This is a genomic window from Mesorhizobium sp. M1027 (assembly GCF_040318745.1).
Classification (GTDB): domain Bacteria; phylum Pseudomonadota; class Alphaproteobacteria; order Rhizobiales; family Rhizobiaceae; genus Mesorhizobium.
Window position 1 is genome coordinate 1 of the sequence record NZ_JAMYMW010000018.1, and the last position, 23,132, is coordinate 23,132.

At 62.6% G+C, this 23,132-nt stretch carries 19 protein-coding genes and 2 pseudogenes; 2 read left to right on the forward strand and 19 right to left on the reverse strand.

Annotated elements, in window-relative coordinates:
- Nucleotides 1-145: 145 nt before the first annotated feature.
- The 5 genes from NKH50_RS27200 to NKH50_RS27220 form a co-directional block, all read right to left on the reverse strand.
- The gene (locus NKH50_RS27200) at nt 146-1,258 is read right to left on the reverse strand and encodes an ABC transporter ATP-binding protein (RefSeq protein ID WP_352882194.1); all 1,113 of its coding nucleotides are present in this window, start codon (nt 1,256-1,258) and stop codon (nt 146-148) included.
- Between the two features lie 25 nt (nt 1,259-1,283).
- Nucleotides 1,284-2,948, reverse strand: coding sequence for a beta-galactosidase BglA (gene bglA, locus NKH50_RS27205; protein ID WP_352882196.1), 1,665 nt, complete (start codon nt 2,946-2,948; stop codon nt 1,284-1,286).
- A gap of 4 nt (nt 2,949-2,952) precedes the next feature.
- A complete protein-coding gene (locus tag NKH50_RS27210; RefSeq protein ID WP_352882198.1) occupies nt 2,953-4,107 on the reverse strand; it encodes a carbohydrate ABC transporter permease in 1,155 nt (384 codons plus the stop codon).
- 1 nt (nt 4,108) lies between these two features.
- Nucleotides 4,109-5,122 (reverse strand): carbohydrate ABC transporter permease, encoded by a 1,014-nt coding sequence (locus NKH50_RS27215; RefSeq protein WP_352480046.1) that lies wholly within the window; start codon nt 5,120-5,122, stop codon nt 4,109-4,111.
- 225 nt (nt 5,123-5,347) lie between these two features.
- The gene (locus tag NKH50_RS27220) at nt 5,348-6,703 is read right to left on the reverse strand and encodes an ABC transporter substrate-binding protein (RefSeq protein WP_352882200.1); all 1,356 of its coding nucleotides are present in this window, start codon (nt 6,701-6,703) and stop codon (nt 5,348-5,350) included.
- Nucleotides 6,704-7,062: 359 nt separating this feature from the next.
- On the opposite strand from NKH50_RS27220, the gene NKH50_RS27225 reads away from it, so the two are divergent.
- Complete coding sequence (locus NKH50_RS27225; protein WP_352480048.1) at nt 7,063-8,085, forward strand: substrate-binding domain-containing protein; 1,023 nt, start codon at nt 7,063-7,065, stop codon at nt 8,083-8,085.
- A gap of 72 nt (nt 8,086-8,157) precedes the next feature.
- Here the strand turns inward: NKH50_RS27225 and NKH50_RS27230 are convergent, their stop codons facing one another.
- Complete coding sequence (locus NKH50_RS27230; protein ID WP_352882204.1) at nt 8,158-9,066, reverse strand: LysR family transcriptional regulator; 909 nt, start codon at nt 9,064-9,066, stop codon at nt 8,158-8,160.
- A gap of 81 nt (nt 9,067-9,147) precedes the next feature.
- Between NKH50_RS27230 and NKH50_RS27235 the strand changes: the two genes are divergently transcribed.
- Nucleotides 9,148-9,642 carry a DUF8737 domain-containing protein gene (locus NKH50_RS27235; protein ID WP_352882206.1) on the forward strand — a complete coding sequence of 165 codons (495 nt, stop codon included), beginning with the start codon at nt 9,148-9,150 and terminating at the stop codon, nt 9,640-9,642.
- Nucleotides 9,643-9,647: 5 nt separating this feature from the next.
- Here the strand turns inward: NKH50_RS27235 and NKH50_RS27240 are convergent.
- The 13 genes and pseudogenes from NKH50_RS27240 to NKH50_RS27300 form a co-directional block, all read right to left on the reverse strand.
- Nucleotides 9,648-10,765, reverse strand: a pseudogene (locus tag NKH50_RS27240) (S8 family serine peptidase).
- Complete coding sequence (locus tag NKH50_RS27245; RefSeq protein WP_352882208.1) at nt 10,755-11,423, reverse strand: anti-sigma factor; 669 nt, start codon at nt 11,421-11,423, stop codon at nt 10,755-10,757. Before NKH50_RS27245 ends, NKH50_RS27240 begins: the two are co-directional and overlap by 11 nt.
- Nucleotides 11,420-11,982, reverse strand: a pseudogene (locus NKH50_RS27250) (sigma-70 family RNA polymerase sigma factor). Before NKH50_RS27250 ends, NKH50_RS27245 begins: the two are co-directional and overlap by 4 nt.
- A 133-nt stretch (nt 11,983-12,115) precedes the next feature.
- Nucleotides 12,116-12,955, reverse strand: a complete 840-nt coding sequence (locus NKH50_RS27255) for an alkaline phosphatase family protein (RefSeq protein ID WP_254816004.1) — start codon at nt 12,953-12,955, stop codon at nt 12,116-12,118.
- 92 nt (nt 12,956-13,047) lie between these two features.
- Nucleotides 13,048-14,748: an ABC transporter ATP-binding protein gene (locus tag NKH50_RS27260; RefSeq protein ID WP_352882211.1), complete on the reverse strand. Its 1,701-nt coding sequence runs from the start codon at nt 14,746-14,748 to the stop codon at nt 13,048-13,050.
- Complete coding sequence (locus NKH50_RS27265) at nt 14,748-15,575, reverse strand: ABC transporter permease (protein WP_254816006.1); 828 nt, start codon at nt 15,573-15,575, stop codon at nt 14,748-14,750. The genes NKH50_RS27260 and NKH50_RS27265 overlap by 1 nt, the downstream gene beginning before the upstream one ends.
- 11 nt (nt 15,576-15,586) lie before the next feature.
- Entirely contained in the window at nt 15,587-16,546 is a 960-nt protein-coding gene (locus NKH50_RS27270) for an ABC transporter permease (protein WP_352505913.1), read from the reverse strand.
- A gap of 16 nt (nt 16,547-16,562) precedes the next feature.
- Nucleotides 16,563-18,149, reverse strand: coding sequence for an ABC transporter substrate-binding protein (locus NKH50_RS27275; RefSeq protein ID WP_352882213.1), 1,587 nt, complete (start codon nt 18,147-18,149; stop codon nt 16,563-16,565).
- 155 nt (nt 18,150-18,304) lie between these two features.
- Nucleotides 18,305-20,287 (reverse strand): CocE/NonD family hydrolase, encoded by a 1,983-nt coding sequence (locus NKH50_RS27280; protein ID WP_352882215.1) that lies wholly within the window; start codon nt 20,285-20,287, stop codon nt 18,305-18,307.
- Nucleotides 20,288-20,377: 90 nt separating this feature from the next.
- Nucleotides 20,378-21,100: a type II toxin-antitoxin system MqsR family toxin gene (locus NKH50_RS27285; RefSeq protein WP_352882217.1), complete on the reverse strand. Its 723-nt coding sequence runs from the start codon at nt 21,098-21,100 to the stop codon at nt 20,378-20,380.
- Between the two features lie 54 nt (nt 21,101-21,154).
- Complete coding sequence (locus tag NKH50_RS27290; protein ID WP_254816009.1) at nt 21,155-21,748, reverse strand: nucleoside deaminase; 594 nt, start codon at nt 21,746-21,748, stop codon at nt 21,155-21,157.
- On the reverse strand, nt 21,748-22,251 hold the full coding sequence (locus NKH50_RS27295) for an ureidoglycolate lyase (RefSeq protein ID WP_352882219.1): 504 nt from the start codon (nt 22,249-22,251) through the stop codon (nt 21,748-21,750). The genes NKH50_RS27290 and NKH50_RS27295 overlap by 1 nt, the downstream gene beginning before the upstream one ends.
- Nucleotides 22,248-23,111 (reverse strand): bifunctional allantoicase/(S)-ureidoglycine aminohydrolase, encoded by an 864-nt coding sequence (locus NKH50_RS27300; protein ID WP_352882222.1) that lies wholly within the window; start codon nt 23,109-23,111, stop codon nt 22,248-22,250. Before NKH50_RS27300 ends, NKH50_RS27295 begins: the two co-directional genes overlap by 4 nt.
- Nucleotides 23,112-23,132: the final 21 nt, after the last annotated feature.

Sequence of the window (23,132 nt, forward strand, 5' to 3'; positions counted from 1 at the left end):
CATGTGTATAATCAAAATAGATATCGCGGTGCGGGTTTTTCCTTTAAAACTATTAACCGCTCTAACAGCCCAACCGCAATCCCACAAACCCGCGGCGGGCCGGCCCCGCCGCTCTTGTCTTTTGCGTGGCGGAAAAACGCCTGCCTCAAGCCGCCTTTGCTTCTGCTTCATGGAGCGCGAAGGAGTGTCCGTCCGCGTCGAAAATATGCAGGTCGCCGGCATCCGCCGTCAGCCGCATCGACGCCCCGCGCTTGACCTCGACATTGCCCGGCAGCTTGGTCACCAGCGGCAGGTCGGCGCGGCCGATGTCGACATATACGAGTTGGACCTCGCCGAGCTGCTCGACATAATCGACGGTCCCTTCGAACAAATAGTCGGCGCCGGTGGCAATCATCAGATCCTCCGGCCGCACCCCGAAGCTCACCGTAGCGCCTTTCGCCGAGGCAGGCGTTGCGATCGGCACCGTTGCCTTGCGGCCGCCGACATGGCTGACGACCGTCGGGTTGCCGGTCCTGTCGATCGTCGCCGGCAGGATGTTCATCGCCGGCGAGCCGATGAACTGGGCGACGAACAGATTGCCGGGCCGCTTGTAGAGCTCCATCGGCGTGCCGACCTGTTCGATATGGCCTTCCTTCAGCACCACGATGCGGTCGGCCAGCGTCATGGCCTCGACCTGGTCGTGGGTGACATAGATCATCGTTGTGGCCGGCATCGATTCCTTGAGCTTGGCGATCTCGATGCGAGTGGCGACGCGCAGCGCCGCATCGAGGTTGGATAGCGGCTCGTCGAACAAGAAGACCTTGGGATTGCGCACGATGGCGCGGCCGATGGCGACGCGCTGGCGCTGGCCGCCCGACATCGCCTTGGGCAGGCGGTCGAGATATTTGGTCAGCTGCAGGATCTCGGCCGCCTGGCGCACCCGCTTGTCGATCTCGGCCTTGCTTTCCTTGCCGATCTTCATCGAGAACGCCATGTTGTCGTAGACGGTCATGTGCGGATAGAGCGCATAGGACTGGAACACCATCGCGATGCCGCGCTTTGACGGCGGCACGTCGTTGACAATCTCGCCGTCGATCTTGAGCTCGCCTGAGGTGATCTCCTCCAGCCCGGCGATGCAGCGCAGCAAGGTCGACTTGCCGCAACCAGACGGACCGACGAAGACGATGAATTCGCCCGACTTTATGTCGAGGTCGACGCCGTGCAGAATGTTGAGATTGCCATATGATTTCCTCACTTGCCTTAGCGTGACATCGGCCATGGTACTCTCCAGTTCTTCCTTGAATTCAGTCGATACGCCCGAACCAGGCGCCGTAGCCGCCGAGGCGGATAGTGCCGGCGCCAGTCTGTCCCGAAAACCCGTGTCCCGGCAAGGGCTGCAGTGAGCGGCCGTCAAGATCGACCTCGGCCGGCTTTGCGCCGAGATTGAAGGCGCAGACGATCTGCTCGTTGCCTTCGCGGCGCGTGAAGGCGACGGTGTCGCCGTCGCTTTCGATGAACTCGATATCGCCCTTGGCCAGCGCCGGATGGGCGCGGCGGAAAGCCAGGAAGCGCCGGTAGTGCTCGAGCAGCGAGCCGTCGTTGCCTTGCTGCACATTGACCGCTTGCGCAAGGTGCTTGGCCGGCACCGGCAGCCAGGGCTTTGCCGTCGAGAAGCCGCCATTGCGGGCAGCGCCGTCCCAAACCATTGGCGTGCGGCAGCCGTCGCGGCCCTTGAATTCCGGCCAGAAGCGGATGCCGTACGGGTCCTGCAGATCCTCGAAGCTGAGTTCGGCCTCGCTGAGCCCGAGCTCCTCGCCCTGATAGATGCAGACCGAGCCGCGCAACGACATCAGAAGCGCCGAGATGACCTTGAGGTACGCGGTCGGGTCCGGCTCGCCGGCTGCCCAGCGCGAGGCAGGGCGCATCACGTCATGGTTGGAGAAGGCCCAGCACGACCAGCCGTCGCTGGCCACCTTGCCGAACGTTTCCAGCACCGAGCGCACCTTTGCCGCGCTGATCTTCTCCGGCGCCAGGAAGTCGAAGGAGTAACACATATGGACGCGCTTGCCGCCGGCCGTATAGGCCGCCACGACTTCCAGCCCACGCTGCGAATCGCCGACTTCGCCAACCGCGGCCGTCGCCGGATATTCGTCGAGCAAGGCGCGGAAGCGTTCGAGGAAGCCGAGGTTTTCAGGCCGGCTCTTGTCGTAGAGATGGTCCTGGTAGTTGTAGGGGTTGACGGCCGGCGCCGTCTGGTCGTTGCGCTGCTCGGGCGGCAGCGGCGGATTGTCTTCCAGGCCTTGGCTGTGGACGTAGAAATTGATGGTATCGAGGCGGAAACCATCGACGCCGCGCTCCAGCCAGAAGCGGGTGACATCGAGCAGCGCGTCCTGGACGGCGCGGCTGTGGAAATTGAGGTCGGGCTGCTCGGCCAGGAAATTATGCAGGTAATATTGCTGGCGGCTGGTGTCCCACTGCCAGGCCGAGCCGCCGAAGATCGAGAGCCAGTTGTTGGGCGGCGTGCCGTCCGGCTTGGCGTCCGCCCAGACATACCAGTCGGCTTTTGGATTGCTGCGGCTCGAGCGGCTCTGCTTGAACCAGGGATGGACGTCAGCAGTATGCGAGAGCACCTCGTCGATCATCACCTTGAGGCCAAGCCGGTGCGCCTCGGCGGTCAGCGCGTCGAAGTCCGCCAGCGTGCCGAACATCGGATCGACATCGCAATAATCCGACACGTCGTAGCCAAAGTCCTTCATCGGCGATTTGAAGAACGGCGAGATCCAGATGGCGTCGACGCCGAGCGAGGCGATATAGGGCAGCCGGCCGATAATGCCCCTGAGGTCGCCGATGCCGTCGCCGTTCGAATCCTGGTAGCTGCGCGGGTAAATCTGGTAGATCACGGCACCTCGCCACCAGTCGCGATCGATAGCAAGATCGGGCTTCGGAGTGGCCTTCAAAGCGGATTGCATGATCTCAACCTCCTTTCACCGAGCCGGCAAGCAGCCCGCGGACGAAATAGCGCTGCAGCGAGAAGAACACGATCAGCGGCACGATGATGGTAACGAAGGCCGATGTCGTCAGGATCTCCCAGTCGCCGCCGCGCGAGCCGAGCAACGCATTGAGCTTGGCGGTCAGCACGATCTGGTCGCCCTCGGTACCAAGGAAAACCATCGCCACCAGCAGATCGTTCCACACCCAGAGAAACTGGAAGATGGCGAACGAGGCCAGCACCGGGAACGACAAGGGCAGCACGATCTTGACGAAGATCTCGAAATCGCTGGCCCCGTCGATGCGCGCCGACTCCATGATCTCGCGTGGCAGGCCGGCGATATAGCTCCTCAACAGATAGATGGCGAAAGGCAGGCCGAAGCCGGTATGCGCCAGCCAGATGCCGAGATAGGTCTTCGACGGCACTCCGAAGAAGCTGCCGACGCCGTTGTAGAGCTTCAGCAGCGGGATCAGCGACATCTGCAGCGGCACGACCAGGAGGCCGATGATGACGGCGATGAGCAGAGCCCGGCCAGGAAAGCGCATCCAGGCCAGCGCGTAGGCTGCGAACGCGGCGATCAGGATCGGGATGACGGTGGCCGGAATGGTGACGGTCAGCGAGTTCATGAAGGAGCGGCCGATGCCTTCCGAAAACAGCACCGTGTCGTAATTATCGGTGGTGAATTTCGGCGGCGCCGAGGAGGCGTAATAGACGCGCTGGCCGCGTTCGCCTTCGAAAGCCTTCGGCGAGGTCATGACGAAACTGCCGTCGGCATTGAGCTGCAGGGTCACGCCGTCGCCGAGATCGGCTGTCGTGCCGGCGGGATATTGCGTCGGCGCTGCCGACTTGACGCCGAAGGCGCTGATGTTGCGGGCAGGGCCGTCGCCGAAGATATTGCCTTGCAGAACGAACTTGCCGTCCTTCTCGACCTGCGCCGAGGCGGGCGGCAGCCGTCCGGCTTCCGTCTGGCTGGAACTGGTGAACGAGTTCCACCAGCTAGAAGCGATGATCTGGTCCTTGTCGCGCAGCGACGAGACCAGAATGCCGAGCGTCGGGATCGTCCAGATCGCAACGAAGATGAAGACGGCGATGTGGACGCCGAAACGGCTGACAAAGGACTTTCCGGTCGAGACAGTCATCTCAATGCCCTTCCGTCTCTTTGTTCGCCTGGCGGATGTTCCAGACCATGATCGGAATGACCGCTATCATGATGATGATGGCGATGGTGGCGCCGCGGCCGAAATCGCCGCCGCCGCGGAACATCCAGTCGAACATCAGATTGGCCAGCACCTGGCTGTTCCACTGGCCGTTGGTCATGGTCAGCACGATGTCGAAAACCTTCAGCACCAGGATGGTGATGGTGGTCCAGACGACGGCGATGGTGCCCCAGATCTGCGGCACCATGATCTTCCAGAAGATCTGGAAGGGGTTGGCGCCGTCGATCACGGCGGCTTCCAGCGTCTCTTCCGGAATGCCGCGCAAGGCCGACGACAGGATGACCATGGCAAAGCCGGTCTGGATCCAGATCAGGATGACCATCAGGAAGAAGTTGTTCCAGAACGGCAGCGATATCCAGACCTGCGGCTGGCCGCCGAAATACTGGATGATGGCGTTGAGCAGGCCGATCTGTGTCTGGCCCTCGCCGCGATACTCGTAGATGAATTTCCAGATGACGCTGGCGCCGACGAAGGAGATGGCGAGCGGCAGGAAGATCAGGCTCTTGGCGATGGTGCCCCACCAAATCTTGTCGGTGAGCACGGCGATGATCAGGCCGAGGAAGGTGCAGGCGGCTGGCACCACCGCCAGCCACATGATGTTGTTGAGGATCGAATTGCGGAACTCACGGTCGCCGAACGCCCATTGATAGTTGGCCAAGCCGACGAAATGGGCGCCGCCGCGATCGAGGAACGACAGCCTCAGCGTCTCCACCACCGGGTAGATCAGGTAGATAGTGAGGATGATCATCGCCGGGCCGACGAACAGCCAGGGCCGGATCACCCCCTGCCGGCGCAGATTGTTGATCGCCGCCTTGCCGGAAACGCCGCGTGCCGGAAAGATCGTGTCGAGTGCCTTGTTAGCACCCCAGAAATAGGCGACGCAGCCGCCCACGCCGATGATGATGACGAATATCGCCGAAAAAATCTGAGCCGCCATGGGTCCCTCCCCCTGCGCACGGATCCGCCAGTCGAGAATGGCTTTGGCGACGGGATCATGCGCCGATTCAGTTGTCTGGAGCGCGACCAGCCGAAAAGCAGGTCACTGGGCGCGCGTCATGCCGGAATGCGTCGTGCTCACGACAATCGACGCGACGCCAGGCACCGAAGAAGGTCCGGGCCGTTTGAGGCCCGGACCGCATCACATGGGACTCGAGCCGGCCGCTTACTTGATCGCGTCCCAGCTTTTCTGGATGTCGGTGGCGACGTCCTGGGCGGACTTGCCACCGACCAGGTCGATCATGCCGGTCCAGAACGCGCCGGCGCCGATCTTGCCCGGCATCAGGTCGGACCCATCGAAGCGGAAGGTCGAGGCGTTGGCCAGGATCTCGCCCTGCTTCTTCAGCGCGTCGCTGGCATAGGCGTCCTTGTTGACCGACTTGAACGGCGTCACGAAGCCGCCCTGTGCCATCCAGATCTCATGAGCGAGCGGCAGCTTCAGGAATTCGATGAAGGCGCGGGCACTCTTGCTATCTTTGGTGATCATGGCCAGCGTGCCGGCGCCGAGCACCGGAGTGCCGAGCTCGGGCTTGGAGGCGTAGGGCGGGTAATAGAAGAAGTCGGCATCCTCGCCGATCTTGGTGCCTTGCGGGAAGAAGGTCGGGATGAACGATGCCTGGTGGTGCAGATAGCATTTCGGCGGCACCGAGAAGAGGCCCTTCGGGCTGTCGCGGAAATCGGTCGCCGCAACCGCCTTGGCGCCACCCTCGACCATCTTGTCGTCGGTCGCGATCTTGCCGAAAATGTCGATGGCGTTGACCACGGCCGGATCGTTGAACGGAATTTCGTTCTTCACCCATTTGTCGTAGGTCTCGGGCGTCTGGGTGCGCAGCATGATGTCTTCGACCCAGTCGGTCGCCGGCCAGCCAGTGGCGCCGCCCGAACCAAGCCCGATGCACCATGGCGTGCCGCCGTCGGCGATGATCTTCTTTTCGAGCTCGGCAAGCTCTTCCTGCGTCTTCGGCACCTTGTAGCCGGCTTCCTCGAAATTGTCCGGCGAGTACCAGACCAGCGATTTCACGTCGGCCTTATAAGGAAAGGCGAAGAAGCCGGGCCTGCCGTCCTTGTCCTTGAAGGTGCCGAGGTCGACCCAGGATTGGCCCGCGCCGTAATTGTCCTTGACCCAGTTGGCCGTGTCGTCGCCGAGTGGCGTCAGTAAGCCCTTCGATGCCAGGTCCTGGATCAGGCCCGGCTGCGGCAGCACGGCGATGTTGGGCGGGCTGCCAGCCTGCGTGTCGATGACGATCTGCTGCTCGTAATTCTCCGACGAGGAATACTTGATCTCGGCGCCGGTGGCTTCGGAGAAATAATCGAGAACGGTGCGGATCAGCCCTTCGTCCTCGCCGCGCCACGGCCCGAAGATTGTCAGTGTCTCGCCCTTGAGGTCGACCTTCTTGAGCTCTTCGTAGTTGGCCCAGTTGAAACGGGGATCTTCGCCCGGCTTGAACTTCAGTTCGGCTTGCGCGGGCATGGCCAAGGCGAGCGTGGCAAACGCAGCGCCCAGCAGAAGCATTTTTTTCATCGGTATTCCCTCCCAGTGGTGACAAACACCGAACGAAACCTCCATTCCGTCCGCCGGCGCCGCAGGACTGTGACTCAGTCGGAAAGGAACTGCAACCTTTCGGGGAGTCTTCCAAAGCGCTTTGGTCATTTTGATCTCGCCACTGAATTGACCGCGAGTCAATAGCAAGCCAGGCTAATCGATTTAATTTTTGCGACCGGGTGCCGAGAAGTGCGCTGCAGCACAGTTTTCTGGCGATGCAGCAGCAGATTCGGCTTCAAACTGGTCCCAACCGTGCGTATGGTCATTGCGCTCGGCAACGCGGTTCGTAGGGCCAGATCGATTCAAATTAAAAGCGCTTTGAGGTTTGGAGGCCTCCGGTGAACCTCAAGCAGCTCTCCCACATGCTAGCGCTTTCGCAGACCACGGTGAGCCGCGCATTGAACGGCTACCCGGAAGTCAACGAGGAAACGCGCCGGCGGGTGGTCGATGCCGCCAAGCGTCATGGTTATCGCCCCAATCCGAGCGCCCGCCGGCTGGCGACCGGCAAGACCGGCATGATCGGCTATGTGCTGCCGACGGGAGCGACCGTTGATATCGACCCGCATTTCGTCGAGTTCCTGTCCGGCCTCGGCGACTATGCCCGTTCGCACGAGCTCGACCTGGTGCTGTCACCGGCCGATGCCGACGACCAGGAGACGACCTACCGCCGCATTGTCGCCAACCGGCAGGTCGACGCGGTCTATATCTCCTCGCCGAGGCCGGCCGACCGGCGGGTGGCGCTCGTCAACACGCTCGGCATTCCCTTCATCGTCCATGGCCGCAGCGAAGGCTTCGATTTCGACTATCCCTTCACCGACATCGACAATGAGGGCGCCTTCCACGAGGCGGCGCGGCTTCTCGTCCAGCTCGGTCACAGGCGTCTGGCGCTTATCAATGGCGACGATCGCGAGACCTTCGCCATACATCGCGAGCGCGGCGTGCGGCGCGCGCTTGCGGCAAGCGGCCTGGTGCTTCGTGATCAGCATGTCTGTTCCCTGACAATGACCGAGGAGAACGGCTATCGCGCCGCCAGGCGTCTGCTGGAACAAAGCGACGCGCCGACGGCGATCGCCTGCTCCAGCCTGATCATGGCGCTCGGCGTGGTGCGCGCGGTGCGCGATCTCGGCCTGACCATTCCGGGCGACCTGTCGCTGATCGCCCATGACGACGTCTTTCCCTGGCTGAAGCCGGAAAACTTTTCGGTGCCGCTGTCGACGACACGTTCGTCGATCCGCCTGGCGGGCGCACGCATCGCCGAACGGCTGGCGGCGCGGATTTCCGGCCTGGAGGAGGGCGCTCGCGGCGAGGTCTGGCCGGTCGACCTGGTGGTCAGGGGATCGGTAGCCGGCGCCCCGGCCTAGAGGCATAGCTCAATACGGGCGAGGTCGTTGGCGGCTGTTAGCCAGCGCGAGCATTTGGCGTGCGTCCTGGTTTCAGGCCGCGGATTTGAGGTGATCGATGAAGGCGCGCAGCTTCGGCAGGACTTGGCGCTTGCCAGGATGGTAGAGGAAGACACCCGGCGTCGTCGTGGCGATGCTGTCCAGCACCGACTTGAGCTTTCCTTCGGCGATCGGACCTTCGGCGAGTGGTCGCGGCGTTTGCGCCAGCCCAACGCCCCGCATCGCAGCCCCGACCAACGTCGAATAGTCGTGCGCGATCAGCGGGCCTGAGACGATCGCTTCGATGGCGCCGTTGCCGTCGATGAACAACCAGGGCGCGATGGCGCCATTCGAGCGGCGCAAGCGTAAGCAGGAGTGGTGGCGCAAGTCGTCGACACGCTCGGGACGACCGTGGTGCTCAAGATAGTCAGGGCTGCCGACGACTACGAACGAGAACGGCGGGGTCAGCCGCACCGCGACCATGTCGGCGGCGATGAGTTGCCCGAGGCGGATGCCGGCGTCGAACCCACCGGTCGCGAGATCGACCATTTGGTCGCTCACGGCGATCTCAAGTTCGATCTCAGGATAGGCTTGGCAGAACGACGCGAGCACCGGCTCCAGCATCAGCGGCACGATGGCGCGGGGTACAGACAGGCGCAGTAGACCGGTCGGCCGTTGGCCGATATCGCGAGCCGCCGCGCCGGCCGCAACGAGCTCCTCGAATGCAGGGCCGGCACGGTCGAGGAACCGCTGGCCAGGTTCGGTTAAACCAACGCTCCGCGTCGTGCGGACGAACAGCGCCGTGCCCAGACGAGCTTCCAGCGCGCGCACCGCTTGGCTCACGGCGGACGGCGTCACGCCGAGATCGGCGGCGGCACGGCGGAAATTGCGGTGCCTGGCGACAGCCAGGAACACCTCGACGCCCTCCAGCGCACCATGTCGGACTGTGTAGTTCTGCTTCATAGGTTGTTGTGATTACACCGGATAGTCGAATTTCGGTAGCGGGCTTAAAGCCGCGTGAACCAACTGTTGAGAGAAGGCCAAATGTCCACGGAAATGGTGTTCCAAACCCATCTTGTTCTCGGCTACGTCGCGTGGCTACTTTGCTTCGGCGCGTACGGTCTGCCTTGGCTCAGGTCGATGGACCGGGTCGCGGCGCAACGCGCTATCGCTACGCTGCACAGCTTCCGATTCTTCGGGCTCGTCTTCCTCGTTCCGGGCGTCGTATGCCCCAATCTGCCCGCCAATTTCGCTGTGTTCGCCGCCTACGGCGATTTCGCGACTGGCGTGCTGGCCATGCTGGCGCTGCTCACGCTGAGGATATCCCCGCTCTTCTGGCCGTTGGTCGTCGCCTTCAACGTCGTAGGGACGGTCGACCTCGTCGTCGACTATTATCACGCCATTCAGATCGGCCTTCCTGCACGCGCGGGGGAACTGGGCGCCGCCTACGCGATCCCGATCATCTACGTACCGCTGCTGATGATCACACACATCGCCGCGTTCTATTTTCTGGCACGTCCTCGGCAAAATGCGACTTGAGCGGGCTATTCCTTGACCGCCTCGGCCGCTTTGGTGTCCAGCAGGCCAAAACCGAAATCATTGTCGCGGCCCTTGGGGCCAAGATCCCTTGCCGTGCCGGCGAGCGCTTTCTCGACCCAGTCGGCGGAGCGATCGGGCGCCGCATGCAACAGATTGGCGACCGCGCCGGTCACAGGATGTCCCGGTCACGACATCCGACCCGGCGCCGCTTGGCGCCACCATCTCGACGCCAGGGGCGGAGATGAAGACGTAGGCGCCGCGATTGGCCTGCGCTATCAGCCCGTCCCTGGGCATCGGTGGCCGTCACCGCGATCACGCCGTCGAAGGCGGCCGGATAACCATAGGCGCCTTCGGCCCGTTATTGCCGGCGGCCGCGACCAGCACGATGCCAAGCGCACGCGCATTGCGGCAGGCGATGCCGAGCAGGTCGTTCTTCGGACCGACGAAGCTCATATTGATGATGCGGACATCCTGCTCCGCTGCCCAGTCGAGCGCCGAAAGGATGACGTCCATGGTTGACTTGCCGCCCTCGAAGGCGCGGGCGTGATAGATCCTGGCGCCAGGCGCCATGCCCTTGAACGCGCCGGCCGGCGATCAGTCCGTCGACCGAAGTGCCGTGGTCGCGCGCCTTGATCGGCACCTCGGGCATGGCATTGAACTGCCTGATACCGGAGAGCGCCGGATTCTTATCGTCGATGCCGGTGTCGATGACGCCAACGCGCACATTCTCGCCGCTGGCTTCGTTGGCGTCGAGCGCGATGCGTTCGAACGCATAATTGACGGTGCTGGCCGCCTGCTGCAGCGAGTAGACATGGTTGGCCTCACGCCGCAAAATGCGGCCGTCGGCGGCAAGCTGTGCCTCCATGACGCCGACCGGGCAGCCATCCGGAATGCCCAAGCGTCAAGTCCGGAAGAACACCGCGCCCGTCGTTCCATGAGCCTGCGCTTTTCCGCCATCCTTCACGCCGCCGCCATCCTTGGCGCAGTCGGCGTTGGCGGCACTTCCCCGGTTCAGGCAGTCGATCTCCGCCTGGGTGAGGTTAGGATCGTTGGTTTGTGCAACGGCAGACGTGGCGAAGATTGTCATCGCCGCCGTCAATCGAATGACCGCCTTAGCCGCCATCAGCCGGTTTCCTTCCCTCCAGGGCAGCTTCGGTGAAAGGCTGGGCGGCAATAAGGCCAAGCAGTTTCTGATAGTCGGCGGCGGTCTTGGCCGGAACGCCGAGCCGGAAAACGCCGTCGGCGGTAGGCCCGCCGGCGATCGTCAACTGGTTCTGGTCGAGAAAAGCGGTGATGTCGGACAGCTTCGCATCCGGTTTGAACTTCACAAGGGCAAACGGCATTTTGGCCAGATCGTCATCCGATCCGGCAATCTCGAAATCGCCATCTCTGTTGCCGGTCTGCACAAAGGATTGCGTGACGACCAGGGCCAGCAGCACCGCGGCCGCGGCCCAGGCAATGCCGGCGGGCAACGCCATGAGGCGGCTCCAGGCCTGCGCCAGCCAGGACGATGCCGCCGGCCCGCGGGCGGGGCCGGCCTCGGCATCGAGCGCCTTGGCAAAGCGGCTGAGCGCATCGGCAGGCGGGCGGATTGCCTCGTTTGCGGCAGCGGTGCCGGAGAATTCGGCCTCGGCCTCGCCTAGTGCGGCCATCGCCGCCGGATCGCTTGCCAGCCATTCCTCGATGGCTTCGAGCTCGGTGCCCTCCAGCGAGCCGTTCAGATAAAACGGCAGCAGCATTTCCATTTCGTCGCGGCGCGACATCTTTTCAGCGGCGCTCATGGCCACCCCCTGTCGTAACCGGCGGCCTTGAGGGCTTCGCCGAGTTCCTTGCGGGCGAAGAACATCCTGGTCTTGACCTGGCGACCGGGATGCCGAGTACCTCGCCGATCTCGCTCACCGATTGCCCGTGATAGTAGGCAAGGTCGATCACCGTACGGTGCTCTTCCGGCATGGCATCGATGAAGCGTCGCAAGGCAGCGGCCTTGTCTTCTTTCATCGTCACGACTTCCGGCGTGTCGGCACCGTCGGCGACCTGGGCCGCGTCATCGTCGTCGATCCAGTCTTCCTTCTTCTTGCGCAACAGGGACAGCGCCTTGAAGCGGGCAATGCCGAGCAGCCATGTCGAGACCTCCGAGCGGCCCTCGAAGGCCGGCGCCTGCCGCCAGAGTTCAAGGAATACCTCGTTCGCAATATCGTCGGCCATCAGTTCCGATCCCGTCTGGCGTGCCGCGAAGCGGTAGACCCGCGCGTGGTAGCGCATGAACAGGAGCCGCACGGCGGCACGGTCCCCCTTCGCGACGCGCTCGACGAGCGCGCGATCGGTCTCCGCGGCAGTCATCGCCGGTCGAGCCGCCTGGCTCCTGCCTGCTCTGTCGCTGATCGGCCCAAAAAGGTTCACCGCATCCGCCGGTATATTTGCGGAGGCTAACTGAAGAGCGGGAGCGTTGCCAGAGGGAGAAGAGGGCGCGCGCTCAACTCAGGAACGGCTTTGCCTTCATGGTGACCGGCACCGGCACGCCGAGGCGCGCAAGCACTGTCGGCGCGAGCTGCAGCTGATCGAGCAGCGTATTGGCCTCCGGGCCCTCGCCCGATCCGAAGTAATAAAGTGCGAAATCCTGCATCTCTTCGTCGTGGCCGCCATGATGGCCGCGATCGGTCTGGCCATGATCGGCGGTAACGATCACCTCGTAGCCGGCCTCCCGCCAGCGCGGCAGGAAGCCGGCGAGCATGGCGTCTATTGCATAGACGGCATGATCCATCTCGCGGCAGTCATGGCCGAACCGGTGGCCCATCGAGTCCAGCGTGCAGCTGTGCAGGATGCCGTAGTCAATGCCGTAGCGCCTGGTCAGCATGGTCAACGTCGCGAACAGGTCGACGTCGCTCGGCGTCATCTGGTTCCTAGCGTTGTAGCCGGTCATGGTGTGGAACCGGCCATGGCTGATCGGCCTGCCCGGCTGGTCGAACTCTATGTCCTCGACCAGGTCGAACGGATAGGCCCGGAAGAATTCGGACCAGTAGGAATGGGTGACCGCACCCGTCTTGCCGCCGGCCCTGCTGACTTCGGAAAAGATGTCCGGCTGTTCGACGCGAAACCGGTTCTCGTTGGACAGGATGCCGTGCACTTGAGGCGGCACGCCGGTGTGGATCGAGGCATAGCAGGATGCCGAGGTCGACGGCAGCACGGAGCGCATCTTCCACACGCGCGCGTCGCCGGATTGCACCCACCCTTCGAGATTGCCCATCAGCCGTCGCCAGTTCCGGTAAGGCACGCCGTCTAGGATGATGAGCAGAAGTTTTGTGTTGAGCGCCAAGGGCGCCTCCATGCGGCTTGATCGGAAAGTCAGGGCGGGCCTGCCGTTCAATCCACGCCCGGACAGGATCGTCGGGCGCAAGGGGCAGCCCGCTAGTTCCCCGCGCTGGCCATGCGCCGTCCCTTGATCGCTTTCTCTAACCAGCCGATCTCCATTTCGGGCACCGACGACAGCAAAAGGTCTGTGTAGGCGTCGAACGGCGGCGTCAGAACCTTGCTCTTGGGGCCGTAGCGCACCACCTCGCCGCGATACATCACCGCGATCGAATCGGCGATCGACTTCACTGTTGCGAGATCATGAGTGATGAACAGATAAGCGACGTTTTCCTCTTTCTGCAGCTCGAGCAGCAGCTCCAGTATGCCGTGGGCCACCAGCGGGTCGAGCGCCGATGTCACCTCGTCGCAGATGATGAGCTTCGGCTTGGCGGCGAGCGAACGAGCGATGCAGACGCGCTGCTTCTGGCCGCCCGAAAGCTCGGCCGGATAGCGGTCGACATAGCCTTTACCCATCTCGATCTTGTCGAGCAGTTCGGCGACACGTTTGTCGCGCTCGCGCCCGCGCATCCCAAAATAGAATTCCAGCGGCCGGCCGATGATGGTGCCGACCGTCTGGCGCGGATTCATCGCGACATCGGCCATCTGATAGATCATCTGCAACTGGCGCAGATCCTCCTTCGGCCGGTCGGCAAGCCGGTTGGCGAGCGGCCGTCCGTCGAAGGTGACGGTGCCTTGTTCGGGCGGCAGGAGGCCGGTGATGGCGCGCGCCAGCGTCGATTTGCCGGAGCCGGACTCGCCGACCACCGCCAGCGTCTGGCCCGGGAAAATGTCGACCGAGACGTTCTTCAGCACTTTGATGTGGCTGCGGCCATAGGCGGCGGTGATGTTCTTGACCGACAGGAACGGGCTCGTGCCGGGCTTCTGCTCCTGATGTTCGATCTCATGCACCGAAACCAGCGCGTTGGTGTATTCCTGGCGCGGCTCCTTGATGATCTGGCGCGTGCCGCCCCATTCGACCAGCCGGCCGTGGCGCAGCACCATGATCTCGTCCGAGACCTGGGCGACGACGGCAAGGTCATGGGTGATGTAGAGTGCCGCCACATGCGTGTCGCGGATGGCATCCTTGATCGCCGCCAAGACGTCGATCTGCGTCGTCACGTCGAGCGCCGTGGTCGGCTCGTCGAAGACGATCAGGTCGGGTTCCGAGCACAGCGCCATTGCCGTCATCACGCGCTGCAGCTGACCGCCCGACACCTGGTGGGGGAAGCGCTCGCCGATGCTTTCGGGGTTCGGCAGGCTGAGCTTCTTGAACAGCGCCACGGCGCGCTTTTCGGCTTCGGCCCGCGTCGCAGTACCGTGCAGGAGTGCTGCCTCGACCACCTGGTCCATCAGCCTGTGCGCCGGATTGAACGCCGCTGCCGCCGATTGCGCGACATAGCAGACCTCGCGGCCGCGCAATTTGCGGAACCCTTCGTTGCCGCCCTTCAGGATGTCGCGGCCATTGAGGATGACCTCGCCGCCAGTGATGCGCACGCCGCCGCGGCCGTAACCCATCGACGACAGGCCGATGGTCGATTTGCCGGCGCCGGACTCGCCGATCAATCCGAGCACCTTGCCCTTTTCGAGCGTCAGCGAGACATCGTGCACCAGCACGATGGTCTTCGGCGCCTCGCCCGGCGGATATACCGTGGCCTCGATGCGCAGATTGCGGATGTCGAGCAGCACGCCGGACTTCGGTTGCCCGGACTTCGGTTGCCCGGGCTTCGGTTGCCCGGGCTTCGGTTGCTTGTCGGCCATTACCCGCGTCCTCCCTTCAGGCTTGTCGTGCGGTTGAGCACCCAGTCAGCGACGAGATTGACGGAAATTGCCAGCGCTGCGATCGCCGCCGCCGGAATGAGGGCGGCGCCTATGCCGAAGACGATGCCATCCTTGTTTTCCTTGACCATGCCGCCCCAATCGGCGTCCGGCGGCTGCACGCCAAGACCGAGGAAGGACAGCGTCGACAGGAACAGCACGGCATAGATGAAGCGCAGGCCGAGTTCCGAAACCAGCGGCGACAGCGCATTGGGCAGGATTTCGCGGAAGATGATCCAGCCGCTGCCTTCGCCGCGCAATTTGGCCGCCTCGACGTAATCCATGACGTTGATGTCAACGGCGACCGCCCTCGACAGGCGGTAGACGCGGGTCGAGTCGAGAACGCCCATGACCAGGATCAGCGTCACCAGATTGGATGGCAGCACCGACAGCACCACAAGCGCCATGATCAGTGTCGGGATCGACATCAGGAGATCGACGAGACGCGACAGAAGCGTGTCGAACCAGCCGCCGAAAACCGCCGCCGAGAAGCCGAGGATGGCACCGAGCGAGAACGACAGCGCGGTCGCCAGCACCGCGATGAAAAGGGTGATGCGGGCGCCATAGATCATGCGCGACAACAGATCGCGACCGAGATTGTCGGTGCCCAGCCAATGCGCAGCCGACATTGGCTCCCAAGGGACGTCGCTGACGATCTCGGCATTGCCGTGCGGCGCGATCCACGGCGCAAAGATCGCCGCCAGCACGAACAGCGCCGTCAACACCAGTCCGACCAGCGCCGGGATGGGGATGCGTTTGATGACGAGCATACCCGACCCCCTCATTTCGGATGTCTGAGGCGCGGATTGGCGACGATTGCCGCAATGTCCGCGATGATGTTCAGGCTGATATAAACGGCGGCGAAGATCAGCCCGACCGCCTGCACCACCGGCACGTCACGCTTGGTGACGTGGTCGACCAAGTATTGCCCCATACCCGGATAGACGAAGATCACTTCGACGACGACGACGCCGACGATCAGATAGGCAAGGTTGAGCATGACGACGTTGATGATCGGCGCAATCGCATTGGGGAAGGCATGCCTGCGGATAACCGCGAAGGCCGAAAGCCCCTTGAGCTCCGCGGTCTCGACATAGGCCGACTGCATGACGTTGAGGATCGCGGCGCGCGTCATGCGCATCATATGGGCGAGCACCACCAGGGTCAGCGCCGCCGCCGGCAGTGCTATAGCCTGGATGCGTTCGCCGAACGGCATCCCCTCATAGACGGTGGAAATGGCGGGAAACCATTGATGTTGCACCGCGAAGAAAAAGACGAGCACATAGCCGACGAAGAATTCCGGGAAGGATGTCGAGGCCAGCGCCAGTCCCGAGATCAGCTTGTCGACCCAGCCATTGCGGTAGCGCACCGCGATCAGCCCGAGGATGATCGCCAGCGGCACCGCGACGATCGCCGCCCAGAAGGCGAGGAACAGCGTGTTCCACAGCCTTCCCTTGATCGAGGTTGCGATATCCTGACCGCTCGACATAGCCGTGCCGAGATCACCGGTCAGGATGCCGCCGAGCCAGCGAAAATAACGGATGTAGGCGGGATCATTGAGGCCGAGCTGCTCGCGCAGATTAGCGAGCGACTCCGGTGTCGCCGACTGCCCGAGAATGGCTTGCGCGACGTCGCCGGGCAGGATCTGGGTGCCGGCGAAGATCAGGACCGAAACGGCCAATAGAAGGATGATGCCCAGCGCAATGCGCTGGGCCACCAGTTTCACGATGGGTGAGGACATATCCGCAAGGCCGGGCTCAGGCTTCGAGCCAGCACTTCGCCAGAGCATATCCGTTCATCAACTCCTGATGCGGATCATCCACCCACCCGGCAACCTTGGCGCCCGTCGCGTCGATGAACTGATTGAACATCGGCAGGATCAGGCCGCCCTCGTCGCGCACCATCACAGCCATGTCGTGGTACATTGCCTTGCGCTTGGCCTCGTCGAGCTCGGCGCGGGCCGCCAGCACCATCTTGTCGAAATCCGGACGCTTGAAACGTGTGTCGTTCCAGTCGGCCGTCGACAGATAGGCGGTAGAGTACATCTGGTCCTGCGTCGACCGGCCGCCCCAGTAGGAGGCGCAGAAGGGCTGTTTGTTCCAGACTTCCGACCAGTAGCCGTCGCCCGGTTCGCGCTTGATCTCCAGCTTGATGCCGGCCTTGGCCGCGCTTTGCTGGAACAGCTGTGCGGCATCGACGGCACCGGGGAAGGCGACATCCGACGTCCGGAGCAGGACGGCACCGTCATGGCCCGACTTCTTGTAGTGAAATTTGGCCTTGTCGGGATCGTATTTGCGCTGCTCGATCTCGGTGAATAGCGGGTACGATGCATTGATCGGGAAGTCATTGCCGAGCGAGCCATAGCCACGCAGCACCTTGTTCAGCATTTCCTCGCGGTCGATCGCCAGCTTCAACGCCATGCGCAAATCGTTGTTGTCGAACGGCGCGGTGTCGCAGTGCATGATGAAAACGTAGTGGCCGGGTCCAGAATGGTTGCGGATGGTGACGCCGGGCACGCGCTTGATCAGGTCGACGATCTTCGGCTCGACGCGGTTGATCATGTGGACCTGGCCGCCCTGCAGCGCCGCCGTACGCGCCGTGGCGTCGTTGATGACGATGATCTCTATCTGGTCGGCATGGCCCATCTTGTCGCCCTGCCAGTAATTGGCGAAGCGCTCGCCGCCATGGCGCACGCCGGGCTCGTTGGTGGTGACCTTGTAAGGACCCGCCGAGATGCCGGCATCAGCCTTGTCCTTGCCGCCGTTCGGCTGGATGATCAGGTGATAGTCGCTAAGCAGATAGGGAAGATCGGCATTCGGCTCCTTCAGCGTCAGCACCACTTCTTTGCCGCTGGCCTTTATGCTCTCGATGCCTTTCATATAACCGAGCGCGCCGGACTTCGACTTCTCGTCCGAATGGCGTTCGAGGGTGGCGGCCACGTCCTCTGCGGTCACCTTCTTGCCGTTGTGGAACTCGACGCCATCGCGGATCTTCAGCGTCCAGGTCTTGGCGTCGTCCGACGACCCGATCTCCTCGGCAATGCGGTTCTCGAGCTTGCCTTCAGGAGACAGTTCGACGATCAGTTCGCCCCACATCTTGCCGAAGGCGAACGGCACCTGCGTCATGAACAGCGCCGGATCGAGACTGTTGGTGGACTCGCCACCGACCAGGCCGGCCTTGAGCGTGCCGCCCTTGACCGGACCCGCCGCGCGGGAGGCGCTGGATAGCAGCGAATTGGCGAAGGTTGCGGTGACGCCGAGCGCTGCTGCCCGGCCGAGAAAATCGCGACGGCTCAGCTTGCCGGACACAACGCGCCGGCTCAGATATTCCAGTTCGTTCGACATGTTAAGTTCCTCACTCTGTTGGTCCGACCTTATGGTCGTTTTTTCTCATTTCGATCGGGAGAATAATGACCGTAAGGGAAAGCGGTAAGCAAGACCGAATGCGACATGCCGTGGCGTAAATCGTGCGTCGCAATTGGACCAATCGCTATAAGCGCTCAAAGCAGTACGCGCGGGATTTTCTCCTTGAAGTTGCGCTCGAAGACCAGTTTCTCGCCTTCATAAGCTTCAATTCTGGCGCTAACCATGAAGCTTTGCGCGTCGGAGCGCATTTCGGCGAACGTTTCGGTGCGCACCGACCATTCATTTCGCGACAGCGTCTGGGTCCAATGCGTCTTGCCCGACGCTGATACCGGATCGTCAGGATGGATCGCCCATGTCTCTCTGGCGATGCTCCCGTGGGCGAGGCCATGCTCCAGGTCGCGCACTTCGCCGAAATCGTCGACGATGAAAAGCGTGATCAGTCCGGTCTTTTCGTCGCGATCGACATGACGTTCGGAATTGGCGGGCCGAAGTGTCTCCGTTGCCCAGGGCGTCGCGCCTTCGGAGGCGGGGAAGGTGACCTCATCGCCTGTCGCCGGCGGGCGCAGCGGCAGCATCAATGTCGCGGCCGACAGGTCGAGCCGGACCGGTTCCGGCGACGGCCAGATCATGGGCCAGTAGGCGTTCGAAACGGCAACGCGCAAGCGGTGGCCGGCCGGCACGCGGTAGGCGCATTGGTCGAGCACCACCCGGACGCTGACGGTTTCGCCGGGCACCAGCGCTTCGGGAAATTCGTGCGAGTTGCGATGCGTCAGGTTGAGCACGCCGTAGGAAATCAGCTCCGACGCTCCGTCCGGGTGGACGTCGCACAGCCGAACCGCGATGTTCGCCTGGCGCCGGTCCGCCGAGACTCTGACCAAAACTTCGGGAGCACCGACGATGTCGATCGCTTCGGTCAGCACCGGCTGGTCGAAACACACCGACAGCGCGTCGTCGGGACGCTGGTCACCCGGCAGTTCCGGTCCAAAGGTGAAGGGGAAATATTCGCCACCGGCGAGGCCGCAGTTTTGCGGCGAAGCGACGATAGCGTGCTTGCCTTCAGCGATAAGCTCAACCTCTTGCGTCTTGATGTTGGGTGACGGCCATTCCGATTCAGCGATCCAGCGGCCGGGTCGCTCCGGATGCCAACGCGCCGGGCGCACGCTGTCCATGACATAGGCGCGGTAGGCGGGGTCGGCCTCAATGCCGGTGTCGATGTCCTTCAGCCAGCGGTCCCACCAGCGCAAGGCCTCCTGCAGGAAACCGATGCGCGGTTCGGGCGCGGCGTAATGCGGGTATTTGTGGATCCACGGGCCGACGATGCCCTTGACCGGCGCCTCGATATTGGCGGCGAGATGGGAGATCGTATTGCGATAGCCGTCATGCCAGCCGCCGATCGACAGCACCGCGGCATGGATGGCGGAATAGTCCTCGCAGATCGAGCCGCGCTTCCAATAGGCATCGCGATGCTGGTGCTTCAGCCACAGCGGTGCCAGAAAGGGCTGGTTCTCCAGCCTGGTCAGCCACAGGTCGCGCCATCTGTTGTCGCCGGCCAGCAACGGATCCGGCGGCCTTGACGAATAGGACAGCATGGTCGAGGCCCAGCCGAAATTCTCGATCAGCAGGCAGCCGCCCTTGTAGTGGATGTCGTCGGCATAGCGGTCGACCGTCGAACAGAGACTGATGACCGCCTTCAGCGCCGGCGGCTGCTTAGACGCTACCTGCAGGCAGTTGAAGCCGCCCCACGAAATGCCCATCATGCCGACATTGCCGTTGCACCAGGGCTGGTCCGCCGCCCAGGCGATGACGTCGCAAGCGTCCTGCAATTCCTGCTCGGAATATTCGTCGTCCATCAGCCCTTCGGAATCGCCATTGCCGCGCATGTCGACGCGGATCGAGGCGTAGCCGTGGCCGGCAAAATAGGGATGCGTCAGCTGATCACGATAGATCGTGCCGTCGCGCTTGCGATAGGGCAGGTGTTCGAGGATTGCTGGCACCGGATCGTCGGCAGCATCGGCCGGCATCCACACCCGCGCCGCCAGCCGGCAGCCGTCCGGCATGATGATCCCCATATCCGGAAATTCGACGATCTTTCGTGGGAATTCAGTGACGATCTTCATGCGGGGCATAACGCCCCGCAGCGAGACGACTTTCAATCGCTATTCGCGACTGGAGCAGCAAATTATGCGACCTGTCCCGGTGCCACGCAGTTACCGCAACTCGTGCACCAACTCCGGGTGTCTTTCCAACAGCGTCATCAGCTGAATGGTTGGGCCACTCGGCTCGATCAGACCCCGTTCGTATTTGTCGAAAGCGTTCTCGCCGACCTTGAATAAGGATCCTGCCTCGCGCTGCGACAGTTTGAGCTTTGTGCGCACGCGACGGATGGTGGCCGGTGCCGGAACGCCGTCGATCTTTTCTTTGAGGATGCGGAGTGCTGCATCGACGACGGTCATGTCGTCTCCGACATGCACGCCCTCACTTCCCGAAGAGGGATAATAACCCGGAAGGTCGACGATCATGCTCTCGCCCTTGTAAGTCACAGTGAACGGACGCACCCCACGCGTCAGCGTTTCTCCTGTTTCGGGGGAGGTCATGCTGTTCGTTTCATGATTTTCTTTCATCGCCATAGTCACTTTGAACGACATGACTGTGAATTCGGTCACGACGTCCGCCTGAAATTTCACGTAGAGAACCAGGTCGCGTGCTGGCACGTAATAGACATCTTGCCAGACACGATGGTCGGCGAACGTCGTCATCGACTTTGCAAACATCTTCCGCGTGATGCCGCCGATCACCTCGACAATACCGGCGCGATCAAAGCCCAGCCCAATGGCATCCCGCAGGGCGGACGTCGTGATTGCCAGCGTGTCGACAGAACCCATCTCGGCCTTGATTGCATCAAGATCGTAAGTGGGTCTGCGTTTCTCCATAACGCAATATGCCACCATAAAGGTGGCAATTCAAGCCATTGAACTTTGCGGCATTCAATTCAGCGGAATGTCGTTTTCGTCTTTGCCGGCCTGATAGGCGGCGGACAACTCGTCATAGCGCGCTGATATTGTGCCGATCCGCGCCTCCAGCCGCTTGCGTTCGGTCTCAGGCAGCGATCGCACCAATTTGCGGATCGAAAAGCTCCTCCAGTAGGCATTCTCGGCATTGTAGCCGCCGGGATCGAGGGTGAAGACCTCCTTCAGGATTTTCAGATCGTGCGGGATGTCGAAGCTGTCGCGCGAATCCTCATGGCTGAAAAGATAGTAGAAATTGTCGAAGCCGGTCCAGGTGATCGCCGACAGGCAGAGCGAGCAGGGTTCGTGCGTGGCAAGAAAGATCGCGTCCTTGGTATCGACGCGTTCGGCCTTAGGCATTTCGTAGAAGCGCTTCAGGCAATGCATCTCGCCGTGCCAGAGCGGATTTTCGATCTCGTTGTTGGTTTCGGCGAGCACCAGCGAACGGTCGTCCTTGCGCAGGATCGCCGCGCCGAACAGTTTGTTGCCGTGCGCGACGCCTTCGACGGTCTTCGGCACGATGTCGTGCTCGATGACATCGAGCAGGCGATCGATCAGCGAAATGTCGGTCATCACCGGCTCCCGTCGGGAAGATGGATTTCGTAAGGGTGGGAGAAATGGCACTCTTCGAGATTGGAGCCGTCGCCGCCGCGGTCGACGACCACAAAATCCTGGACATCGCCGATCGGCGTCAGCACGCCGTGCCACAGATTGCGCGGGTAGTTGACGCCTTGCCCGGGCGCGGTGATGAAGGCGTGCGGCTCGCCAGGTCCTTCCTCGCCATCATGGCAGACGACGACCAGGAACGGCCGTGGTGACAGCGGGATGAAGGCCTGGCTACCGAACGGATGTCGCTCCACCATGGTCAGCTTCAACGGCAGCTCATAGGGCGTGCCACGCACCATCGAGATCAGCACGCGCGCATTCGGCCCTCGTGCTTCCGCGGTGGCGAGGTCGTGGTAGCGCTCGGCCTTGCCGCCATTGATCGGATAATGGTTGTCGCCGCCCATATCGATGACGTCGCCGAATTCGGCGAAATTCTTGCGGGTCAGCGGCCGCGCGACGATGCGGGTCATGGTGTAGGTCTCGCGACGCCGGCGCTGCCAAGCTTGGCGTGGCGGTTGACGTCCTTATAGAGGAGGTAGCGGAATTTGCCTGGCCCGCCGGCATAACAAGCCTGCGGGCAGAAGGCGCGCAGCCACATATAGTCGCCGGCTTCGACTTCGACCCAGTCCTGGTTGAGACGGTAGACCGCCTTGCCCTCCAGCACATAGAGCCCGTGCTCCATGACATGCGTCTCGGCGAAGGGAATGACCGCACCAGGCTCGAGCGTGACGATGGTGACATGCATGTCGTGGCGCATGTCGGCCGGATCGACGAAGCGCGTCGTCGCCCATCGGCCTTCGGTACCCGGCATCGGCGTCGGCGCGATGTCCTGTTCGTTGGCGAAGAACGCTTGCGGCGTATCGATGCCGTCGACTGCGTCATAAGCCTTGCGGATCCAGTGGAAGCGGACGGCGCCGCCGCTTTCATTGCGCACCGTCCACCCGCTCGCCGGCGGCAGGAAGGCAAAGCCGCCCGGCCTTAAGCTATGTTTCTTGCCGGCAAGCGAAACGCACAGCTCGCCTTCGACCACGAACAGCGCACCTTCGGCGGCGGCGTCAAGCTCAGGGCGGTCGCTGCCGCCGCCGGGCGCGAGCTCGACGATGTATTGCGAAAACGTCTCGGCAAAGCCCGACAGCGGCCGCGACAGCACCCAGGCGCGTGTCCCATCCCAGAACGGCAAAGCGCTGGTGACGATGTCCTGCATCACGCCTTTGGGGATCACGGCATAGGCCTGTGTGAACACAGCGCGGCCGGTCAGCAATTCACTCTGGCCGGGATGTCCGCCTTGCGGCGCATAATAGGTTCGCTCGGCCATTTTCATCATATCCATAAATTCAAGCCTGTTGCGGAA